The sequence below is a fragment of the Rosistilla carotiformis genome (genome assembly GCF_007753095.1).
GTDB classification, from domain to species: domain Bacteria; phylum Planctomycetota; class Planctomycetia; order Pirellulales; family Pirellulaceae; genus Rosistilla; species Rosistilla carotiformis.
Map to the genome: position 1 here is coordinate 3,958,540 of NZ_CP036348.1, position 16,134 is coordinate 3,974,673.

Below are 16,134 nucleotides of genomic sequence, written 5' to 3' on the forward strand. Positions count from 1 at the left end.
TCCGGCCGCATTCCGTGACCGACGAGTGGTTTGTAAAACTTTGACCTTGGGGACTGATGGTAGTGGACGAGGTCACGAGTCCCCATAATCTCTGGCGCGAACGGACTCGTGACATCGTCCACTACCCTAAGGACTCGTGACCTCGTCCACTACTCTAAAGTTTGGTGTCGGCGCTGGACTATTTCACAAGTTCGACTTCCCCCGGACGCCAGGTTTTGTCGAACCACGACTCCAGCGGACCATACAGGCGGAGGACGGTGAACCAGCCCTTGCTCGGCTCGGTGGCGATCCAGTTGGCTGCCTTGCCCTCGGGGGCCTTGGGGCCAAAGTAGAGATCGACCGAGCCATCGGCATTCTCAACGAGTGGATCGCGTTTGTTGTTCTTGCTTGGGAAGGGCTGGCTGGTTTGCAGCTCGGATCGCGTCTGCGGATCGTAGACGACGACCGACCAAAAATTCTTGGCTGGGGCGTTCGCTGGAATGTGAAGCTTGTAGTTTTTCGAACCGTCAAAAGGCGCGCCTTCCTTGTCGACGAATGCGAGCGCGTATTGCGAGCCCTTGCCGACCATCTCCAAGGCCATCGCAGGTGTGTTCACCGTGGCGAGATAGAAGAAGTAGGTGCGGGCATCGAGATCGCGGCCCGATAGACCGTTGCCATCGAGCCAGCGATAGTCGTCGCCGATAAAGCCGGTCGTCCATTGGCTGTCTTCATAGATCTTCGAGCGTGGATCGCGGTTGCGGAAGGCAATCGCCCGCGCGGTGCCGTTACCAATGGCGACGGCGTCGGTCAGGATTTTCTTCATCCGCGCGTCCGGGGCGAATTCCTTGCCTTTGACGATGCCGATGGAGGCGGCGATCCCGCGAAGTTCCGGGTCGATGAAGTCGACAGGCTCCCGCTGGATGACGTGATTCAGTTCATTGTAGAACTCGAAATTGTTGGCGTGCACCGTGTTGAAATCCGATCTCGAGCAGTGGATAAACTCCATCGCCGGAGGATTATCGTCTTTACTCAAAGGGTAGATTTTGACTCCCTCCTTGAACATCTTCACCGCGGCGTCGGTCTTGCCGTCGACGAGGAATCCGCGAAGCGGCACCCAGTTCACATAGCTGCGTGAGTGTGCGACGTAGTAGTCGCCTCCATCCTTCTTGTCCTTTGGCACCTCGCCTTCATAGCCGGGAGGAACGATGAGATACTTGCCTCCGGCACCTCGATCGGGACCGGGAATCCCCATGTCGATGACGAAGCGAAAGAAGGCATCATCACAGGTCCCCGGTCCGCAACCCGGAGGGACTTCGACCACGGTCGGCCCGTCCTTCTTTAAATCGAGCAAGCCGAGGCAATAGACGGTGTCGGTGTTGCCGGTGAGGAACAGCGGATTGGAATCCAACAAGTCCTGGAAAAGGAGCACTTGGTTGCACTCGGTCGCGCCGCGTGCGATCTGCCCCAGGCGAAGCCCTTCGATGGAAGTGGCGGGAATGAAGTTGAGGAAGGTCTCGACCGCGCGGAGCGTGTCGAGGTTGTCGTAGAGTTTCTGCGTTGTTTCGGCATCGGGGTTGCCATCGTCGAACCTGAGCGTGCCGATGCTCGTCTCGACTTTGTCGGGCGTCATGATTTCGACCGGGATCTTTTCGTTGTAGCCCGGCGTTTTCTGGGCAAAAACGGAACCGCATGTTGTTAGGACAAGGGCTGCCGCAAGCGTTGTTCTGCTTTTCATGGGATGGATTCCAAACTTGGTTGTTGGTTGGGTGGTTGAAATACGATGCTCAATCCGCGGGCTGGATCGAGTGAGCCGGCCCGCGTGGTTCAAGAGCGAAGGAGGATCACTTCACGAGTTCGATGTCTCCGGGTCTCCAGGTCTTGTCGAACCATGGTTCGAGCGGGCCGTAGAGACGGAAGCAAGCGAACCAGCCTTTGCTGGGCACAGTGGCGGTCCAGTTGGCTTCCTTGCCCTCGGGAGCTTTGGGGCCAAAGTAAAGATCGACCGAGCCATCTGCATTCTCGATGAGTGTGTCACCCGTGTTGTTCTTGCTGGGGAAGGGCTGGCTGGTCTGGAGTTCGGAGCGTGTCTGCGGATCGTAGACGACGACCGACCAGAAATTCTTGGCCGGGGCGTTCGCTGGAATGTGAAGCTTGTAGTTCTTCGAGCCGTCAAACGGTTCCCCATCCTTGTCGACAAATACGAGCGCGTACTGCGAGCCCTTGCCGACCATCTTCATGGCCATCGCCGGTGTGTTCACCGTGGCGAGGTAGAAGAAAAAGGTGCGGGCATCGAGATCACGGCCGGCAAGACCGTTGCCATCGAGCCAGCGATAGTCGCCGCCGATAAAGCCGCTCGTCCATTGGCGGTCTTCGAAGATTTTCGCGCGTGGATCGCGGTTCCGGAAAGCGATCGCGCGGGCGGTCCCGTTAGCAATGGCCACTCCGTCGGTTAGGATTTTCTTCATCCGCTCGTCGGGGGCGAATTCCTTGCCTTTGACGATCCCGATGGAGGCGGCGATGCCGCGAAGTTCCGGGTCAATGAAGTCGATGGGTTCCCGCTGGATGACGTGGTTCAGTTCTTCGTAGAACTCGTAGGTGTTGGCGTGGATCGTGTTAAAGTATTCTTTCGAGCAGCTGATGAACTCCATGGCCGGAGGATTGTCGGCCTTGCTCAGAGGGTAGATTTTCACCCCGTCCTGGAACATTTTCACCGCAGTGTCTGGTTTCCCGTCGACGAGGAACCCGCGAAGAGGCATCCAGTGCGCATAGGTCCGTGAGTGAGCGACGTAGTAATCGCCTCCGTCTTTTTTGTCCTTGGGCAATTCACCCTCATAGCCGGGAGGCACGATGAGATACTTGCCGCCTTCGCCCCGATCGGGACCAGGAGGGCCCATGTCGATGACGAAGCGGAAGTAGGCATCATCAACGGTGCCCGGTCCGCAACCGGGCGGGATTTCGACCACGGTCGGCCCGTCCTTATCAAGGTTTAGGAAGCCGAAGCAATAGACGGTATCTGTGTTGCCGGTGAGGAACAGCGGATTGGAATCCATCAATTTCTTGAAAATGAGCATCTGGTTGCATTCGGTGGCGCCCCGCGAGATATGACCCTGGCGAATCCCTTCGAGGGATGTCGCTGGAACAAAATTGAGGAAGGTCTCGACCGCGCGGAGCGTGTCGAGGTTGTCGTAGAGCTTCTGTGTGGTTTCGGCATCGGGGATGCCATCGGCGAAGTTGAGCGTGCCGATGCTGGTCTCGACTTTGTCGGGCGTCATGATTTCGACCGGGATCTTTTCGTTATAGCCCGGCGTTTTTTGCGCCAATGCGGAACCGCATGTAAGGGCGAGAGCGACGGCAATCGTTGTTCTGGTTTTCATGGGATGGATTCCTTACTTGATTGTTGGGTGGGTGGTTGAAACTCACTGCTCAATCCGCGGGCTGGATCGAGTGAACGGGCCCGCGTGGTTCAAAAGCGATGATGGATTTTACTTCATCATCTCCAGTTTCGGAGCCGTCCACGAGCCGTCGAGCGCTGCTTCGGCTGGCCAGTAGAGTCGCATGTACATCGCAAACGGGCCCTTCGGTGCGGGCAACCAATTGGCCTCCAGCTCCTTGCCCGGCGATTCATGCTGGATGTAAATTGTCAGGCCACCATCGGCGTCCTTTTTCAATTCAGGAAGCATCGGCGAATTGATGAGGTAGCGGTTGATCGGGTTGGCCACCAGCAGGCTTTGCGGCAGCTCGTACATCGTCAGCGACCAGAAGGCCTTGACCGGCGGGTATTCACCGTTGGCGAAATGCAGGGTGTAGCGGTTTTCACCGCGGAGCGGTTCCCCGGCGGAATCGACCCGATAGACCGGATACATGGCTTCCTGTTTCGAGTTGCCATAGATTCCGATGGTGGCGACCCAGCGGTAGAGGTAGTTGTTCTTCATATACTCGCGGGTGCCGAAGCAATCCCCGGAGGTAATCTTTCCTTCTTCGAGTAGTTTGACGTCGCCGGCAAAGGCTTCCCATGCGTCGATCCGGCCCATCTCGATGGCGTCCTTCATCTCGGGCGAAAGTTTCGAAGGATCGAATGTCTTCCCCCCTTCGACGCCGATCCTGGCGAAGCGTTTGCGGAGTTCGACTTCCGTGGGATCGACCGGGCAGTAGCCGAGCACGAAGTTGAGGACGTTGAAGAATTCAAGCGAACTCTTCTCTTCCTCCTCGGTCAGTGGCTTGACCCAATCGACGGCCGGCGCGGCTGCGGGGGCGGAGGTTCCAAGGAATGCCGACAGCGGCTGCACCTTGTACTGAGCCTGGATCTTCTTGACGTTTTCAAGGTCCGCCGGGTTGAACAACTGGGTGCGGAACAGGACCATGTCGAAGTCCGTCTCGGACCGGATCACCTGCTTGATTCCCGCTGGCTTCTCACCCTTCCAACTTGGCCCGGCGATCAGAAAACTGCCGGCGTCGTTACCCGTCGCCCGCGAACCGACGTAGGCGAAGTTGAAGGTGTAGGCGTCGATGAACTGGACGCTGTAGTAGCGACTCTTCTCGATCTCGGGAACGCTGATCACGATCGGTTCGGCTCGCAGGTCCAAGCCCACGAAAGAGTAAGGCGTGTCCGAATTTGGCGTCTGGATTGCGGTATCGGCCGGAGTGTAGACCTCCGGGATATTCTTCAGCTGGTTCCACGGTGCCTTGTAGGACTTGCTGTCCTTGTCAACGAAGTAGGCATACTGGATCCGATAGCTATCCACCAACGGGAATCCGTAGATGTAGGCTTCCTTGGCGATAGCGCGAGCTTCTTCCGGCGTGACGTCTTGTGCCTGCCCGATCGGGGAAAGCGCGAGGACGGCCACGGCCGACACGAGGGTGGTGATGAATTTTTGTTTCATGGGATCACTTTGGGATTGTAGCTTTGTTGTTTTTGGGGGCGATGTTCAGGGCAGCCATCGAGAGGAACGTTGGTTCGGCTTGGCGCACGGACGATCTATTCCGCTCTGGCCGGGCCGATCAAGGGCGTGTGCACGGGTTTGGCCACGCCGAAGAAGACCACCGTGGTGTTGGCGGCAAAGCGGGTGGAGAGCGCCTCGTCCGGCACTTGTTTGAAGCCGGCAAGTGTCTGGTCCCAGCTGTTGGCCACCCAGACGTTGCCAGCGGGATCGGCGGCGACGCCCGTGATGGTTTTCAGACCGCCGATGTAGCCCCCCGGCGGCGAAATCGCATCGCCGGTTTTAAGTCCCGGCGGGAAGGTCTCGGTCCGCACACCACACAACTGCGAGAGGTTGTGGCTCATCGAATTCGAGACCCAGATGTTGTCATTGCCGTCGATGGAAATGCCCCAGGCACCGTTCATCGTCTTGCCGGCGTTGAAGGGGCCGAGAACCGTTCCATCGGGTCGTATCATCGACACGTCGCCACCGGGAAACTTGTCGCTGATTTCCCACAGATCGATCCACTCCTTGGCCGCGCGCTTGCTGGCCGAACCATCGTGACTCCCAAACCTCGCTTCGAGCTTCTCCGCGACGAAGGCCAGTTTCTCCCGGATGCCGATGTGGCCGATGGAGTTGGCGACCCAGGCGTTGCCCTGGCTGTCGATGGCAATCCCGTGCGGGCTGTATCCGACCTCAAAGTCCACCGCCTTGCCCGGATCGTTGGCTGGAAAACGGGTCACGGTGTTGGAGCCGCTGTTGGTGACCCAGACATAATCATTTTGGTCGATGGCCAGGGCGAAGGGCTTTTTCAGTTGGAGGGTGCCATCGACGGGTTTGCCGTCGACGACCTGACCGTAGATGCGGCCTTTCGAGGCGTCCCCTTTGGGCAGGTGAACGATCTGACTGTGGTCGTTGTCGAGTGTCCAGACGTCACCGTTCGGCGCGACCATGATGCCCTGCATCGCACCGAGTTTTCCGTCGAGGTTGTAGCCGGTCTCTGGCGAAAGGGGCTTCCCCGTCTCGCGATCGAACACGGAAATGGTGCTGCCGATAATGCTGGTCACCCAGACCTTGTCATCGCCGGAAACCGCGATGCCCCAGCCGGCGCTGTCGACGCCGCCGCCGCGAAAGCCTTTGATCATCGGGGAAAGCGGTTTGCCGTTCGGCGCGAACTTCGAGATGCCGCCGCCGACCCAATCAAAAATCGTCGTTTGCCCACCGACAAGGAAGTTGTTGGCCGACCACATGTTGCCCTCACCGTCGATGGCGATGCCGCCGACACCGTTGTATCCTCCGCCGGAGTAAACCAGCGAAAGGGTCCACGAACTGGGAGCGAAGTTGAGGTAAGGGATTAGATCCACCTCGCGCCACCGCTTTCCGGCGGGAACGGGATAGAATGTGTCCAGCAATCCGAAGATCTTGTCCGCGTTGTGCCACGGATAGCGAGCGATGTTTTGCGCCGCGGCCAGCGTGTTGGTCGGTGCGACGCCGCCCGGCGGTGTGGCGGCTGCGAAGAGCTTATCGCACGCGTCCGGTTTTTCCGTGACGCAGGCAGTCAGCAGGATGCCCAGCGTGTTCAGCTTGGCCAAGGTGGTGGTCTCCGAGCTGTTCAGCGGATCCATGATCACCGGTCCCAGCCCACCGGTTTCGAGATTCACAAGGTTCGGCACGTTTCCAGCAGCGATACTCAGGCCAAGTGCATCGCCACTCATCACGGTGCCGTGCAGAAACTGCGCACCGGTCCACGCGGAGGCCACGGTGGTCAGCTCGTTGATCGTCACGCGCTCGGGAGCTTTGGTCCCCAGCGTGGCCATCAAGGTGGTCGCTGGATTCGGTCCGTTCCCGGAGGAAAGCTTCGACATCCCCTCCGCCGCGATGAGATACATCACGCCACCGGCGCCCTTCCCGTCGACAAACGCCAGGTCGAAGCTGCCAACTTCGTTGGTCTTCGCTTCGGCGAGTTTTTGGGGAGCGTCCGGCCCCGCCAACCAAAGGGTCACGTCAGCCCCGGAGATCGGAGCGCCACCGGCCTCGACTCGTCCGGTAATGCCATCAGCAGCGAAGGCCGGGACGGATAGAAGTGCGGCCGATAAGGCAAGTCCTGCGAATTTCGCGGCTAGTCGATTCGTTTTTTTCATGGTTTGATTCTTTCGTTTATGCCCGCCCCTGAAACCGTTCCCGCTCTTCGCGACGGCCTGCCGGAACCAGGTAAACTTTTCAAATTATGGGTCAATGAGTTCAGTCGTTCACGCGGTCGTGAGCATCCTTGATCTGCTTTTGTTCGGCTGGAGTAAATTGGGTGGTGCCAAGCTTGATATGAAGCTGATCGATGGATCCGGTGAAATCAAACGGTAGGATATAATCCTTCGCATTGATCTCGGTCCGTGTATCCACTCCCACATCAAAGGTTTCATCCATCACCTGGATGAACGCGATTGAATTGGGTTGTTCGTGCGAATCGACAGCCACGCCGTCCACCTTCAGAGTTCCGGTACCACCCTTTGCGATCCCCGGACCATCATAGACATAGTCATAGACAAGAGTGTGTTTCCCTGCGGTGAGCGGTTCTTTTGCAGCCCATCTGTATTGCGCGAGCCCCAGCATGTTGTAACCGAAGACAGGGACACCCTTTAAAATGTAAAATCCCCATCCGCCAAACCGTCCTCCGGCAGTCACGATCATGCCGTTGCCACCGTCGTCCGGCACCGTCACTTCGGCTGTGATCGTGTAAGACCGTCCCAAGATATTTGCCGTGTTTGAGTCCGACATCCCAGGATTCACACCTTGGTAAGTGAATTCGGTCTTACCAACGGTCATGCTCGGTCTGGGCTCCATCGAACGAGCGAACTGACGGTTGTCCAGAGGATACACGTTGTTCTTCTTGGCCTCCTGATCGAAGAGTGCCTGCATTTCCTTCAGCTTCTCCGGGTTTTCCGCGGCGAGGTCGTGGTTTTGAGAGAAATCATCATTCAGGTTGTACAGCTCCCATTTGTAATCTTCGATCGGAGGGAAGGCTGCATTCAAAATCCATGGTCCGTGAGGAGGCACCGTATTGGCGTACCAGCCTTCACTGTAGATGCCACGATTTGCAATCATCTCAAAGTATTGAACCTTGCGCGCGGATGGCGTCTTGGCATTCTCCTTCTTAAAGGTGTATGCCATGCTGGTGCCTTGAATTGGCTTTTGCGCGATGCCGTTGATTTCCTCAGGTTGATTCACCCCGGCCGCTTCCATGATCGTGGGCATGATATCGATCATGTGGTGGAACTGGGTGCGGATCCCGCCGATATCGTCAATATGGCCCGGCCAGGAAATGGCCATACCCTGACGAGTTCCTCCGAAATGGGAGGCGACCTGCTTGGTGTATTTGAAGGGCGTGTCAAATGCCCAGGCCCAACCGACAGCCATGTGGGGATAGGTTTCCCGTGATCCCCAGACATCATAGAGCTTCAATTGGTCCGCTACGGGGATATCGAGAATACCGTTGAACGACGCATATTGGTTAGGCGTTCCCAAGAGTGTGCCCTCGGGGCTGGTTCCGTTATCACCACAAATGTAGAAGATCAAGGTATCGTCCAACTCGCCCATATCCTCGACCTGTTGGATCACACGGCCAATCTCATCATCGGTATAGGCGGCAAAAGCTGCGAACACCTCCGCCTGCCGCGCGAACAATTTTTTCTCATCGGATGAAAGCGATTCCCATTCGGGAAGGTCATCCGGCCAAGGTGTCAGTTGCGTGTTGGCGGGAATCAAACCCAATCGCTTTTGATTCGCAAAGATCTGTTCCCGCATCTTGTTCCACCCCATATCGAACTTTCCTTTGAACTTTTCAATCCATTTCTTGGGTGGCTGGTGAGGTGAATGGGTTCCGCCCGGTGCGTAATAGATAAAGAAGGGTTGGTCGGAATTCGCGGCCTGGAGCGCTTTCATCCTGGCAATCGCCTCATCCGCCAGATCGGTGGACAAGTTGTAATCGGGCTTCCCTCTCCACGGGAAAATTTGAGTGTGATCCTGGAAAAGGTAGGGCGTGTATTGGTCGGTTTCGCCACCTTGGAAGCCGTAGAAATAATCAAACCCCATTCCTGAAGGCCATTGATCAAACGGCCCCGCCACGCTGTAGGCAAACGATGGGGTATTGTGGTTTTTCCCGAACCAGGATGTGGCATATCCATTCCCTTTCAGGATTTGACCGATCGTCCCGTTGTCCACGCCGATGATCGAGTCGTAACCCGGATATCCGGTGGAAAGTTCGGTGATCACGCCAAAGCCTACCGAATGGTGATTGCGACCCGTGAGCAATGCCGCACGGGTGGGCGAACAGAGCGAGGTGGAGTTGAACTGCGTGTAACGCAATCCGTTGTTAGCCACTCGGTCCAAGGCCGGCGTTGGAATCACACCGCCAAATGTTCCGCTGACACCAAAACCGGCGTCGTCGGTCATGATCAACAAGACGTTGGGGGCTCCTTTTTTAGGGACGACGCGTGGTGGCCACCAGGTTTTTGAATCGGCAACCGTCGGTCCGGTTTTACCTTTGCCGGGTGGTTGCGGAGCCGGAAGCTGCTTGCCACTGATGGTCGTTGTTGCATCCGCGGATCCGGGCGTACCGGTGGTTTGCAGCTGTGCCTGCAGGGCGGAACTGCTCGAAAGAAGTACTAAGAGCAGTAGGGCCCTTAAGGATTCGCGTAATCGATGATTCATGAATTTGAGTGACGTTGGGAGTTCGATGATTGAGAGGGATGTAGGAATACCGCTGCTGAACGCTTGGGCCAACTCGTATGCTTAGGACAACGGAATTCAATCGCGAAGATCTAATTGATCGCTCCCTCCGAGAAGGCCGCGCTCGACGATTAGCCTGTTTAGCACTTAGTTCTCGCTCGGACGTCAGATTTTGTCGAGCCATGGTCGCTGCGGTCCGTCCACGCTCCTGGCGCGATGCTTCTGTCACGGCGCGTCACCCGAGGGACCAGGCTTGTGAGAGGCAAAAAAAAACGCGGATCGACTCGTGAGAGCCAATCCGCGAGGGTTCACAACAGTAGGCTTATTTAATCGCCTTCTCGAGTTTCTCTTCCAGCTCCTCGATCAGGCCGCCTTCGCCGACCGGCTTGTTCACCAGCTCGACCTCTCCAGGCCGCCAGGTTTTCTCGATCCATGGTTCAAGTGGGCCGTACATCCGAAGGATGCAGAACCAGCTTTTCCCGGGATTGGTGGCAAGCCAGTTGCCTTCCTTGCCCTCGGGGGCCTTCGGCGCGAAATAGACGTCGTAAGAGCCGTCCTCATTCTTCTCGATTCCCTTGTCCAGGCTGCCGACGGTGGGGAACAGCTGGCTGGTCTGCAGTTGGCAACGCGTCTGGGTGTCGTAGAGGGTGACGGCCCAGAAGTTGTTGACTGGCACGTTCGGTGGCAGGTGCAGCTTGTAGGTCTTCGAACCATCAAATGGCTGTTCGTTTTGATCCAGGAATGCCAATGCGTAGTCGGAGCCGGCTCCCACATGAGGCGTTGCCATAGCGGGAGTCACGCCGCCGGCGTTGTAGTAGAACAGCACCCGCGCATCGAGGCCCATGATTCCGTCGGCTTCGAACGATGTGTTCTTGTTCGCGTAAGCCGTCACCCACTGGCTCTTCGTGTCGGGATAGAACTTCACTCCATCGATGCGAGGATCGTAGGTGATCGAGCGTCCTGCGGCATTGCCGAGCGTTGCCGCTTCGATGAGCAGCTTCTTCATCCGCTCATCGGGATTGAACGGCTTGCCTTTGACGATGCCGATCGCCGACATGTACCCACGCACTTCCGGGTTGACCGCATCGATCGGCTCCGCCTGGACGATGTTGTTCAAGATCTCGAAATACTCCAGGTTGCTCGGGAAGATCGTGCTGAACGTGCGACCCGACATGTTGACGAGTTCCGTCGGCGCTGGATTGGCGGCATCCTTCAACGGATAGACTTTGAGGCCCGTCTTGAAATTCTCGACCGCCGCTTTGAGACCATTCTTCACCGAGCCCCGCAGGAACAGAAAGTTCCGGTTCGTCAGCGGCTTCAAGATGAAATATCCGTCGGGGATTTCCCCGGTGTAGCCTGGCGGAATCAGCAGGTATTTGCCTCCCTTCCCTTTGTCTGGACCTGTCACACCCATGTTGCCGACGAAGCGTTGCCAAGCATCGTCAAGGAATCCCAGCATGCCGGGTGGAATCTCGATGACGGTCGGGCCATCTTTCGCCAGATCGGTGGGAGCGTAGGCATACATCGTGGAGGTATTTGATGTGATCACCGGCGTGCGGGAATCCATCATCTGTTCCCAGATGGCGATCTTGTTTGGGGCGTCGGCCCCCTGTTCCGCCATGCCGGCCAGGACGCTATAGATCGAGACCGCCCCAACATTGTCCAGGTAGACCCCGAGAGCGCGCGAGCGGGTCAGGTAGTCATAGACAAGGTCGTTGGTGTTGCCGATCGGCACGCCATCGAAATATTTCAGTTCACCGGCGACCGTCTGGACTTTGTCCGGGATCGACGCCGCTTTTGTTTTCGCAGCTTCACGGGCAGGATCGTCTTGTCCGTAAGCTGTTCCCACGGCGAGCGTTGCGGTGAGCGTGAGGGTGATGATGTTGAGTTTCATGGAATCCAGTGTGTTAAGAGTCGTGAGAAGGTGACATGTAAAGGTCAAGCCGATTTCATTCTGTTGGAAACAAATGGAATCACTTGTTTCGTTTGGTCGGCGGGCCCGGGAATGTCCAGCTGCCGTCGATGATCGCTTGGCTCGGTTCATACATGCGGACGGCGTAGTTCCAGCCTTCCATGATTGGAAGACAGTTCTCGGTCGTATCGGGATCTCCGCCGAAGCGGATGGTGTAGGAACCATCGCTGTTTGGCTTGGCGGTCAGGCTATTGAGACTGTAGGCGTTGTACTTGTTCTGTTGGAAGTAGCCCGCTTCGTTGTAGAGGCTGATCGACCAAAAGCCTTTGACCGGAACATCCTTGACAACGATTTCGTATTCACCGACCGGCAGGTTCGGTTGGACGTTGATGTACTGAGCCGCCTTGTCCGGCAGGCCTCCCCAAGCCGATGCGGTGCCGATCATGAAGTGAACCGGGTTGACTTCGGCTTTGGAACCAAATGTCTGGGTGTATCGTTTCAGCCCCTTGGCCAATTCAAGGATCGCGTCGAGAGTCGCCTTGTAGCTGGCTTTGTCGTAATTCGGCAGAACAAACGGTTCGTCCGATCCGGCATCGATCTGAATCTTGTCCTGCAGCTTGTGGGCGATCGCCAGATCGGAAGGATCTTCCGGGTTCGCAAGGGTACGAATCACCACGCCGACGTAAGGAGTTTGAAACTTCTCCAACGTCAATTCGTGTGAGCCGCCGCCGTAATAGACATCGTTCACATATCCGTCATTGTTGATAACCATCAACGACATGTAACGCTTGCCGCTATCTGGAAGCGTTACCGTCGCACCTTTGGAAATGTTGATCACGCCGATACTGTAAAGCGTGTCGCGGTTCATTCGAATCACATTTTGCTTGTCGATTGGCGTCGGCGTCCGGTTGCTGTGAACCTGGTTGATGCCCGACATCTTGAGGATTCCTTCGAACTCAAAGTCGGTCTGCGCTTTGTTAAAATTATCGACATTGACAACGATTGATGCGGCAGCATCGGATTGCGCGTTGGCGGTCGCCGCGGTGAGCGCTCCGGTAAGTGTTAATGTGATGGCGAGGATGTTTGTCTTCATGGTCACTGGATGGAATGAAGGTTGCATTGTCATGGGTTGCTTAAGTGAGCGGGTTGGACTGGAAATGTCCGGCCCGCCTGGATCAGAATCAAAAGGCGATCACTTCGCCTTCACGATGCCTGGTGGCTTCCAACTGCCTTTGCCGGGCGGAAGGACCGACGGTGCTTCGGTCGTTGGCCAGTAGAGCCGCATCACCAAATAGACTGTGTCATTTGGTGCCGGTAACCAGTTGGCTTCCAGATCGCCGCCGGGATTGTCTTTCTGAATGTACAGGGTGAGAGATCCATCGTCCCCCTTCTTCATGTTCGGAATCATCGGTGAATTGATCAGGTAGCGGTTGATCGGGTTCTCGATCAGATACTGGGACTTGCCGTCGTACATCGTCACCGACCAAAACGCATTCACCGGCGGGTACTGCCCCGCAGGGAAGGTGATCGTGTAGTTGTTTTTGCTGCAGTCGAGCGTCTCGCCATTGCCATCCACGCGAGTCAGCGGGTAAACGGCCTCCGCGGCGCTGTTGCCATAAAGTCCGGCTTTTGCGGTCCCTGAACGCATCAACCAGTCGCCGTTGTAGTGAGCTTCGTCACCCGGTAGCGATCCGATCTGCCAACCATTGACGTTGGTCATACCGGAAGCCAGGTAGGTGCTGATTTTTTCGTCCCCCGCCTTCATCCCATCGATGATCGCTTTTTTGTGCTCCGGCGAAAGTTCTTTCATCTCGAATGTTTTGTTTGGGCCGATGCCGATCGTCGCCAGCTTGGTGCGGATCTCCTTGTCCATCTCCGTCTCGGGAACATATTGAAGCGCCGCATCCAGATAGCTCCAGAAGTTCTCCTTGATACCGGCGGTTGTCGCCGGAATGAAGTCGATCGCCGGGGCGGCCTCAGGTGCGGGCTGGCTGAGGAAGGCGGAAAGCGGCTCCACCTTGTAACCATCCTGGACCTTGATCACGTTTGGCATGTCTGCGGGATCGAACAACTGGGTCCGATACGCGACGAGCGAAAACGGTGTGGTGGATGTGAAGACTTCGTTGATACCTTCGGGCTTTTCGCCTTTCCAATCGGGACCGACGACCATGTAGCTGCCGGCATCGTTGCCGGTGGCACGGCTGCCAATGTAGCCGTAGTTGTAGGTATTTCCGTCGCACATCATGACGGCGTAATAGCGTTCCTTCTCGACAGCCGGGACTGTCAGCACGATCGGCTCGGCTCGCAGGTCGAGCCATGTGAAGGAATAGGGCGTGTCGCTGTTGGGGGTGATAACCGCGGTGTCCTTGTAGGTGTAAACACGCGGCTCATTCTTCAACTGGTTGAACGGGGCCTTGAACTGGCTGCCCCCTTTGTCGACAGCGTATTCATACATCACGGCATAATTCATCACGATCGGCAGCCCGTAGATGAACCCTTCCTCGGCGAGCGCTTTCGTTTCCGTAGGAGAAGGAACCGTCGGCGCGTCAGCCGCGCCGACGTCGTGTCGGCCACTTGCGATGAATGTGACCGCGACGGCTGTGACAGCCGCGTAGGCGATCGAATAGGTTTTCATGGGATTCGCTATCGGGACTAAAGGGTGAAAAGACTGTATTTGATTCTCAATCGAGGGCGTTTGGCAACGCCGCGGTTTGCGTGTTCAAAAATCGAATCGCCGAACTATTCGACGAGCTCAATCTCTCCAGGCCGCCAGGTCTTTTCGATCCATGCTTCCAGGGGACCGTACATCCGCAGGATCGTAAACCAACTCTTGCCTGGGATGGTTTCGAGCCAATTGCTCTCCTTGCCTACAGGAGCTTTCGGACCGAAATAGACATCGTAGGAACCGTCTTCGTTTTTCTGGAAGCCTTCGCTCTGGCTGCCGACGGTCGGAAAGGTCTGGCTGGTTTGCAGCAGTGACCGCGTCTGCGTGTCGTAAATCGTGACCGCCCAGAAATTGTTGATTGGCACACTGGGCGGCAGGTGAAGCTTGTACGTTTTCGCGCCGTCGAACGCATTTTTGTCGGCGTCCAAATATGCCAAGGCATAGTCGGATCCTGCTCCGGCGTGGCTGGTCGCCATGGCGGGCGTGACGCCGGTCGCGTTGAAGTAGAACAGCGGTCGTGCATCGAGCCCCATCGCGCCGTCCGCCTCGAACGACGTGTTCTTGTTGGCGTATGCCGATGTCCAGGCGCTGTTGGTGTCGGGGTAGATGAAGACACCGTCGATACGCGGTTGGTAGGTGATCGCACGCGCGGTGGCGTTGCCGAGCGTAGCAGCTTCGTTCAATAGCTTTTTCATCCGGTCATCGGGTTCAAAAGGTTTCCCCTTGACGATCCCGATCGCCGCCAGTTGGCCTCGCATCTCCGGTCCGATGGCATCGATCGGCTCGGCCTGGACCAATTCGTTGAGGTCTTCAAAGAAGCTGATGTCGCGAGAGACGATGGTGCTGTAACTGGTGCCGGAAAAGTTAATGAACTCGGTGGCGGGAGGATCGTCCGCTTTGGCGAGTGGATAGATCCGCAGCTTCGACTTGATGTTCTCCACCGCAGGTTTCAAGCCCTTCGCGATCGAGCCGCGCAGAAACATCAGGTTGTTGTACGTGGGAAGCTTGACGATGAAAAAGCCCTCGGGCTCGGCGCCGCTGTAGTCCGGGGGAAGCAGCAAATATTTGCCCCCCTTGCCTCGGTCCGGACCGATCACGCCAAGGTTTTCGACGAAGCGAAACCAGGCGTCGTCCAGGAACCCCAACATGCCCGGCGGAAGCTCGACCACCAACGGTCCGTCGGTCTTCAGATCGAGATAGGTGAGGGCGTATAGAGTCGAGGTGTTCCCCGTGAGGTAGAGCGACTCCGGTTTCAGCAGCTGCTCGGTAATCGTGACCTTGTTGGAAGCGTCCGCACCGATCCCTGCATTTCCTTTCCACATCGCATTTAACGACGCGGCACCCTGGTTGTTGAGGTAGACCTCGACAGCCCGCATCCGGTCAAGATTGTCGTAAAGCTTATCAATGGTCGCGTTGTTGGGAACGCCGTCAAAAAACTCCAGATTGCCAATCGGCGTCTCGACAGCGTCGGGGATGCCAATCGCTCGCAGCGTTTCCTGAGAGACTTGAGCCAACGCGGAACCACTGCCGGCTAGGGCCATCGCGCCGAAGATGGCGCATGTCCGGAGCCCTTGATTAAAAGAAGATTTCATTGAAGTCGTATTCAGAGGATGACGGATTGAGATTTCGCCGCGGAATGATGCGGTTGCGTGTGAGGACCGCAGTTGGATTTGCCCGTTGGGAAAAGTGTGCCCACACCGAGTCTATGGAGACTGTGTCCTATGTTGGAAAGCGAGGCCTCAAAAATACTTACGATTTCCATCACAAAGCCCAACCATCCGAAGTGTCACGACGGATCCAAAAGCGATTAGGTCTCGGATTCTATAATTTCTGACTATCCATATCCAGCAAATTTGTTTTGCAAACCCGCCATTCGAACCACTCGTCCACTGCGCATCAGAAGTGAAACTCAACGAAACGCCAGCCCCATTCAGCATATC

The 16,134-nt window shown here is 56.7% G+C and carries 9 protein-coding genes; all 9 read right to left on the reverse strand.

All coding sequences use genetic code 11. From position 1 onward, the window contains the following. Positions 1-178: 178 nt before the first annotated feature. Entirely contained in the window at positions 179-1,714 is a 1,536-nt protein-coding gene (locus tag Poly24_RS14315) for a DUF1254 domain-containing protein (RefSeq protein WP_145096478.1), read from the reverse strand. 106 nt (positions 1,715-1,820) lie between these two features. Further along, complete coding sequence (locus tag Poly24_RS14320; RefSeq protein WP_145096481.1) at positions 1,821-3,353, reverse strand: DUF1254 domain-containing protein; 1,533 nt, start codon at positions 3,351-3,353, stop codon at positions 1,821-1,823. A 108-nt stretch (positions 3,354-3,461) separates the two neighbouring features. Further along, positions 3,462-4,859 carry a DUF1254 domain-containing protein gene (locus Poly24_RS14325; protein WP_145096484.1) on the reverse strand — a complete coding sequence of 466 codons (1,398 nt, stop codon included), beginning with the start codon at positions 4,857-4,859 and terminating at the stop codon, positions 3,462-3,464. A gap of 95 nt (positions 4,860-4,954) precedes the next feature. Beyond that, the gene (locus tag Poly24_RS14330) at positions 4,955-7,036 is read right to left on the reverse strand and encodes a hypothetical protein (protein ID WP_145096489.1); all 2,082 of its coding nucleotides are present in this window, start codon (positions 7,034-7,036) and stop codon (positions 4,955-4,957) included. A gap of 100 nt (positions 7,037-7,136) precedes the next feature. Continuing rightward, entirely contained in the window at positions 7,137-9,599 is a 2,463-nt protein-coding gene (locus Poly24_RS14335) for an arylsulfatase (protein WP_145096493.1), read from the reverse strand. A 340-nt stretch (positions 9,600-9,939) separates the two neighbouring features. Then, positions 9,940-11,511, reverse strand: coding sequence for a DUF1254 domain-containing protein (locus Poly24_RS14340; protein WP_145096496.1), 1,572 nt, complete (start codon positions 11,509-11,511; stop codon positions 9,940-9,942). A gap of 79 nt (positions 11,512-11,590) precedes the next feature. After that, entirely contained in the window at positions 11,591-12,622 is a 1,032-nt protein-coding gene (locus tag Poly24_RS14345) for a DUF1214 domain-containing protein (RefSeq protein WP_145102901.1), read from the reverse strand. 99 nt (positions 12,623-12,721) lie between these two features. After that, on the reverse strand, positions 12,722-14,164 hold the full coding sequence (locus tag Poly24_RS14350) for a DUF1254 domain-containing protein (protein ID WP_145096499.1): 1,443 nt from the start codon (positions 14,162-14,164) through the stop codon (positions 12,722-12,724). A 104-nt stretch (positions 14,165-14,268) separates the two neighbouring features. After that, positions 14,269-15,786 carry a DUF1254 domain-containing protein gene (locus tag Poly24_RS14355; RefSeq protein WP_197451908.1) on the reverse strand — a complete coding sequence of 506 codons (1,518 nt, stop codon included), beginning with the start codon at positions 15,784-15,786 and terminating at the stop codon, positions 14,269-14,271. Positions 15,787-16,134 lie beyond the last annotated feature (348 nt).

Excerpts from the sequence above, each read along its gene's own strand:
- Poly24_RS14315 (WP_145096478.1), bottom strand. The coding sequence starts at position 1,714 with ATGAAAAGCAGAACAACGCTTGCGGCAGCCCTTGTCCTAACAACATGC.
- Poly24_RS14320 (WP_145096481.1), bottom strand. The coding sequence starts at position 3,353 with ATGAAAACCAGAACAACGATTGCCGTCGCTCTCGCCCTTACATGCGGT.
- Poly24_RS14325 (WP_145096484.1), bottom strand. The coding sequence starts at position 4,859 with ATGAAACAAAAATTCATCACCACCCTCGTGTCGGCCGTGGCCGTCCTC.
- Poly24_RS14330 (WP_145096489.1), bottom strand. The coding sequence starts at position 7,036 with ATGAAAAAAACGAATCGACTAGCCGCGAAATTCGCAGGACTTGCCTTA.
- Poly24_RS14335 (WP_145096493.1), bottom strand. The coding sequence starts at position 9,599 with ATGAATCATCGATTACGCGAATCCTTAAGGGCCCTACTGCTCTTAGTA.
- Poly24_RS14340 (WP_145096496.1), bottom strand. The coding sequence starts at position 11,511 with ATGAAACTCAACATCATCACCCTCACGCTCACCGCAACGCTCGCCGTG.
- Poly24_RS14345 (WP_145102901.1), bottom strand. The coding sequence starts at position 12,622 with ATGAAGACAAACATCCTCGCCATCACATTAACACTTACCGGAGCGCTC.
- Poly24_RS14350 (WP_145096499.1), bottom strand. The coding sequence starts at position 14,164 with ATGAAAACCTATTCGATCGCCTACGCGGCTGTCACAGCCGTCGCGGTC.
- Poly24_RS14355 (WP_197451908.1), bottom strand. The coding sequence starts at position 15,786 with ATGAAATCTTCTTTTAATCAAGGGCTCCGGACATGCGCCATCTTCGGC.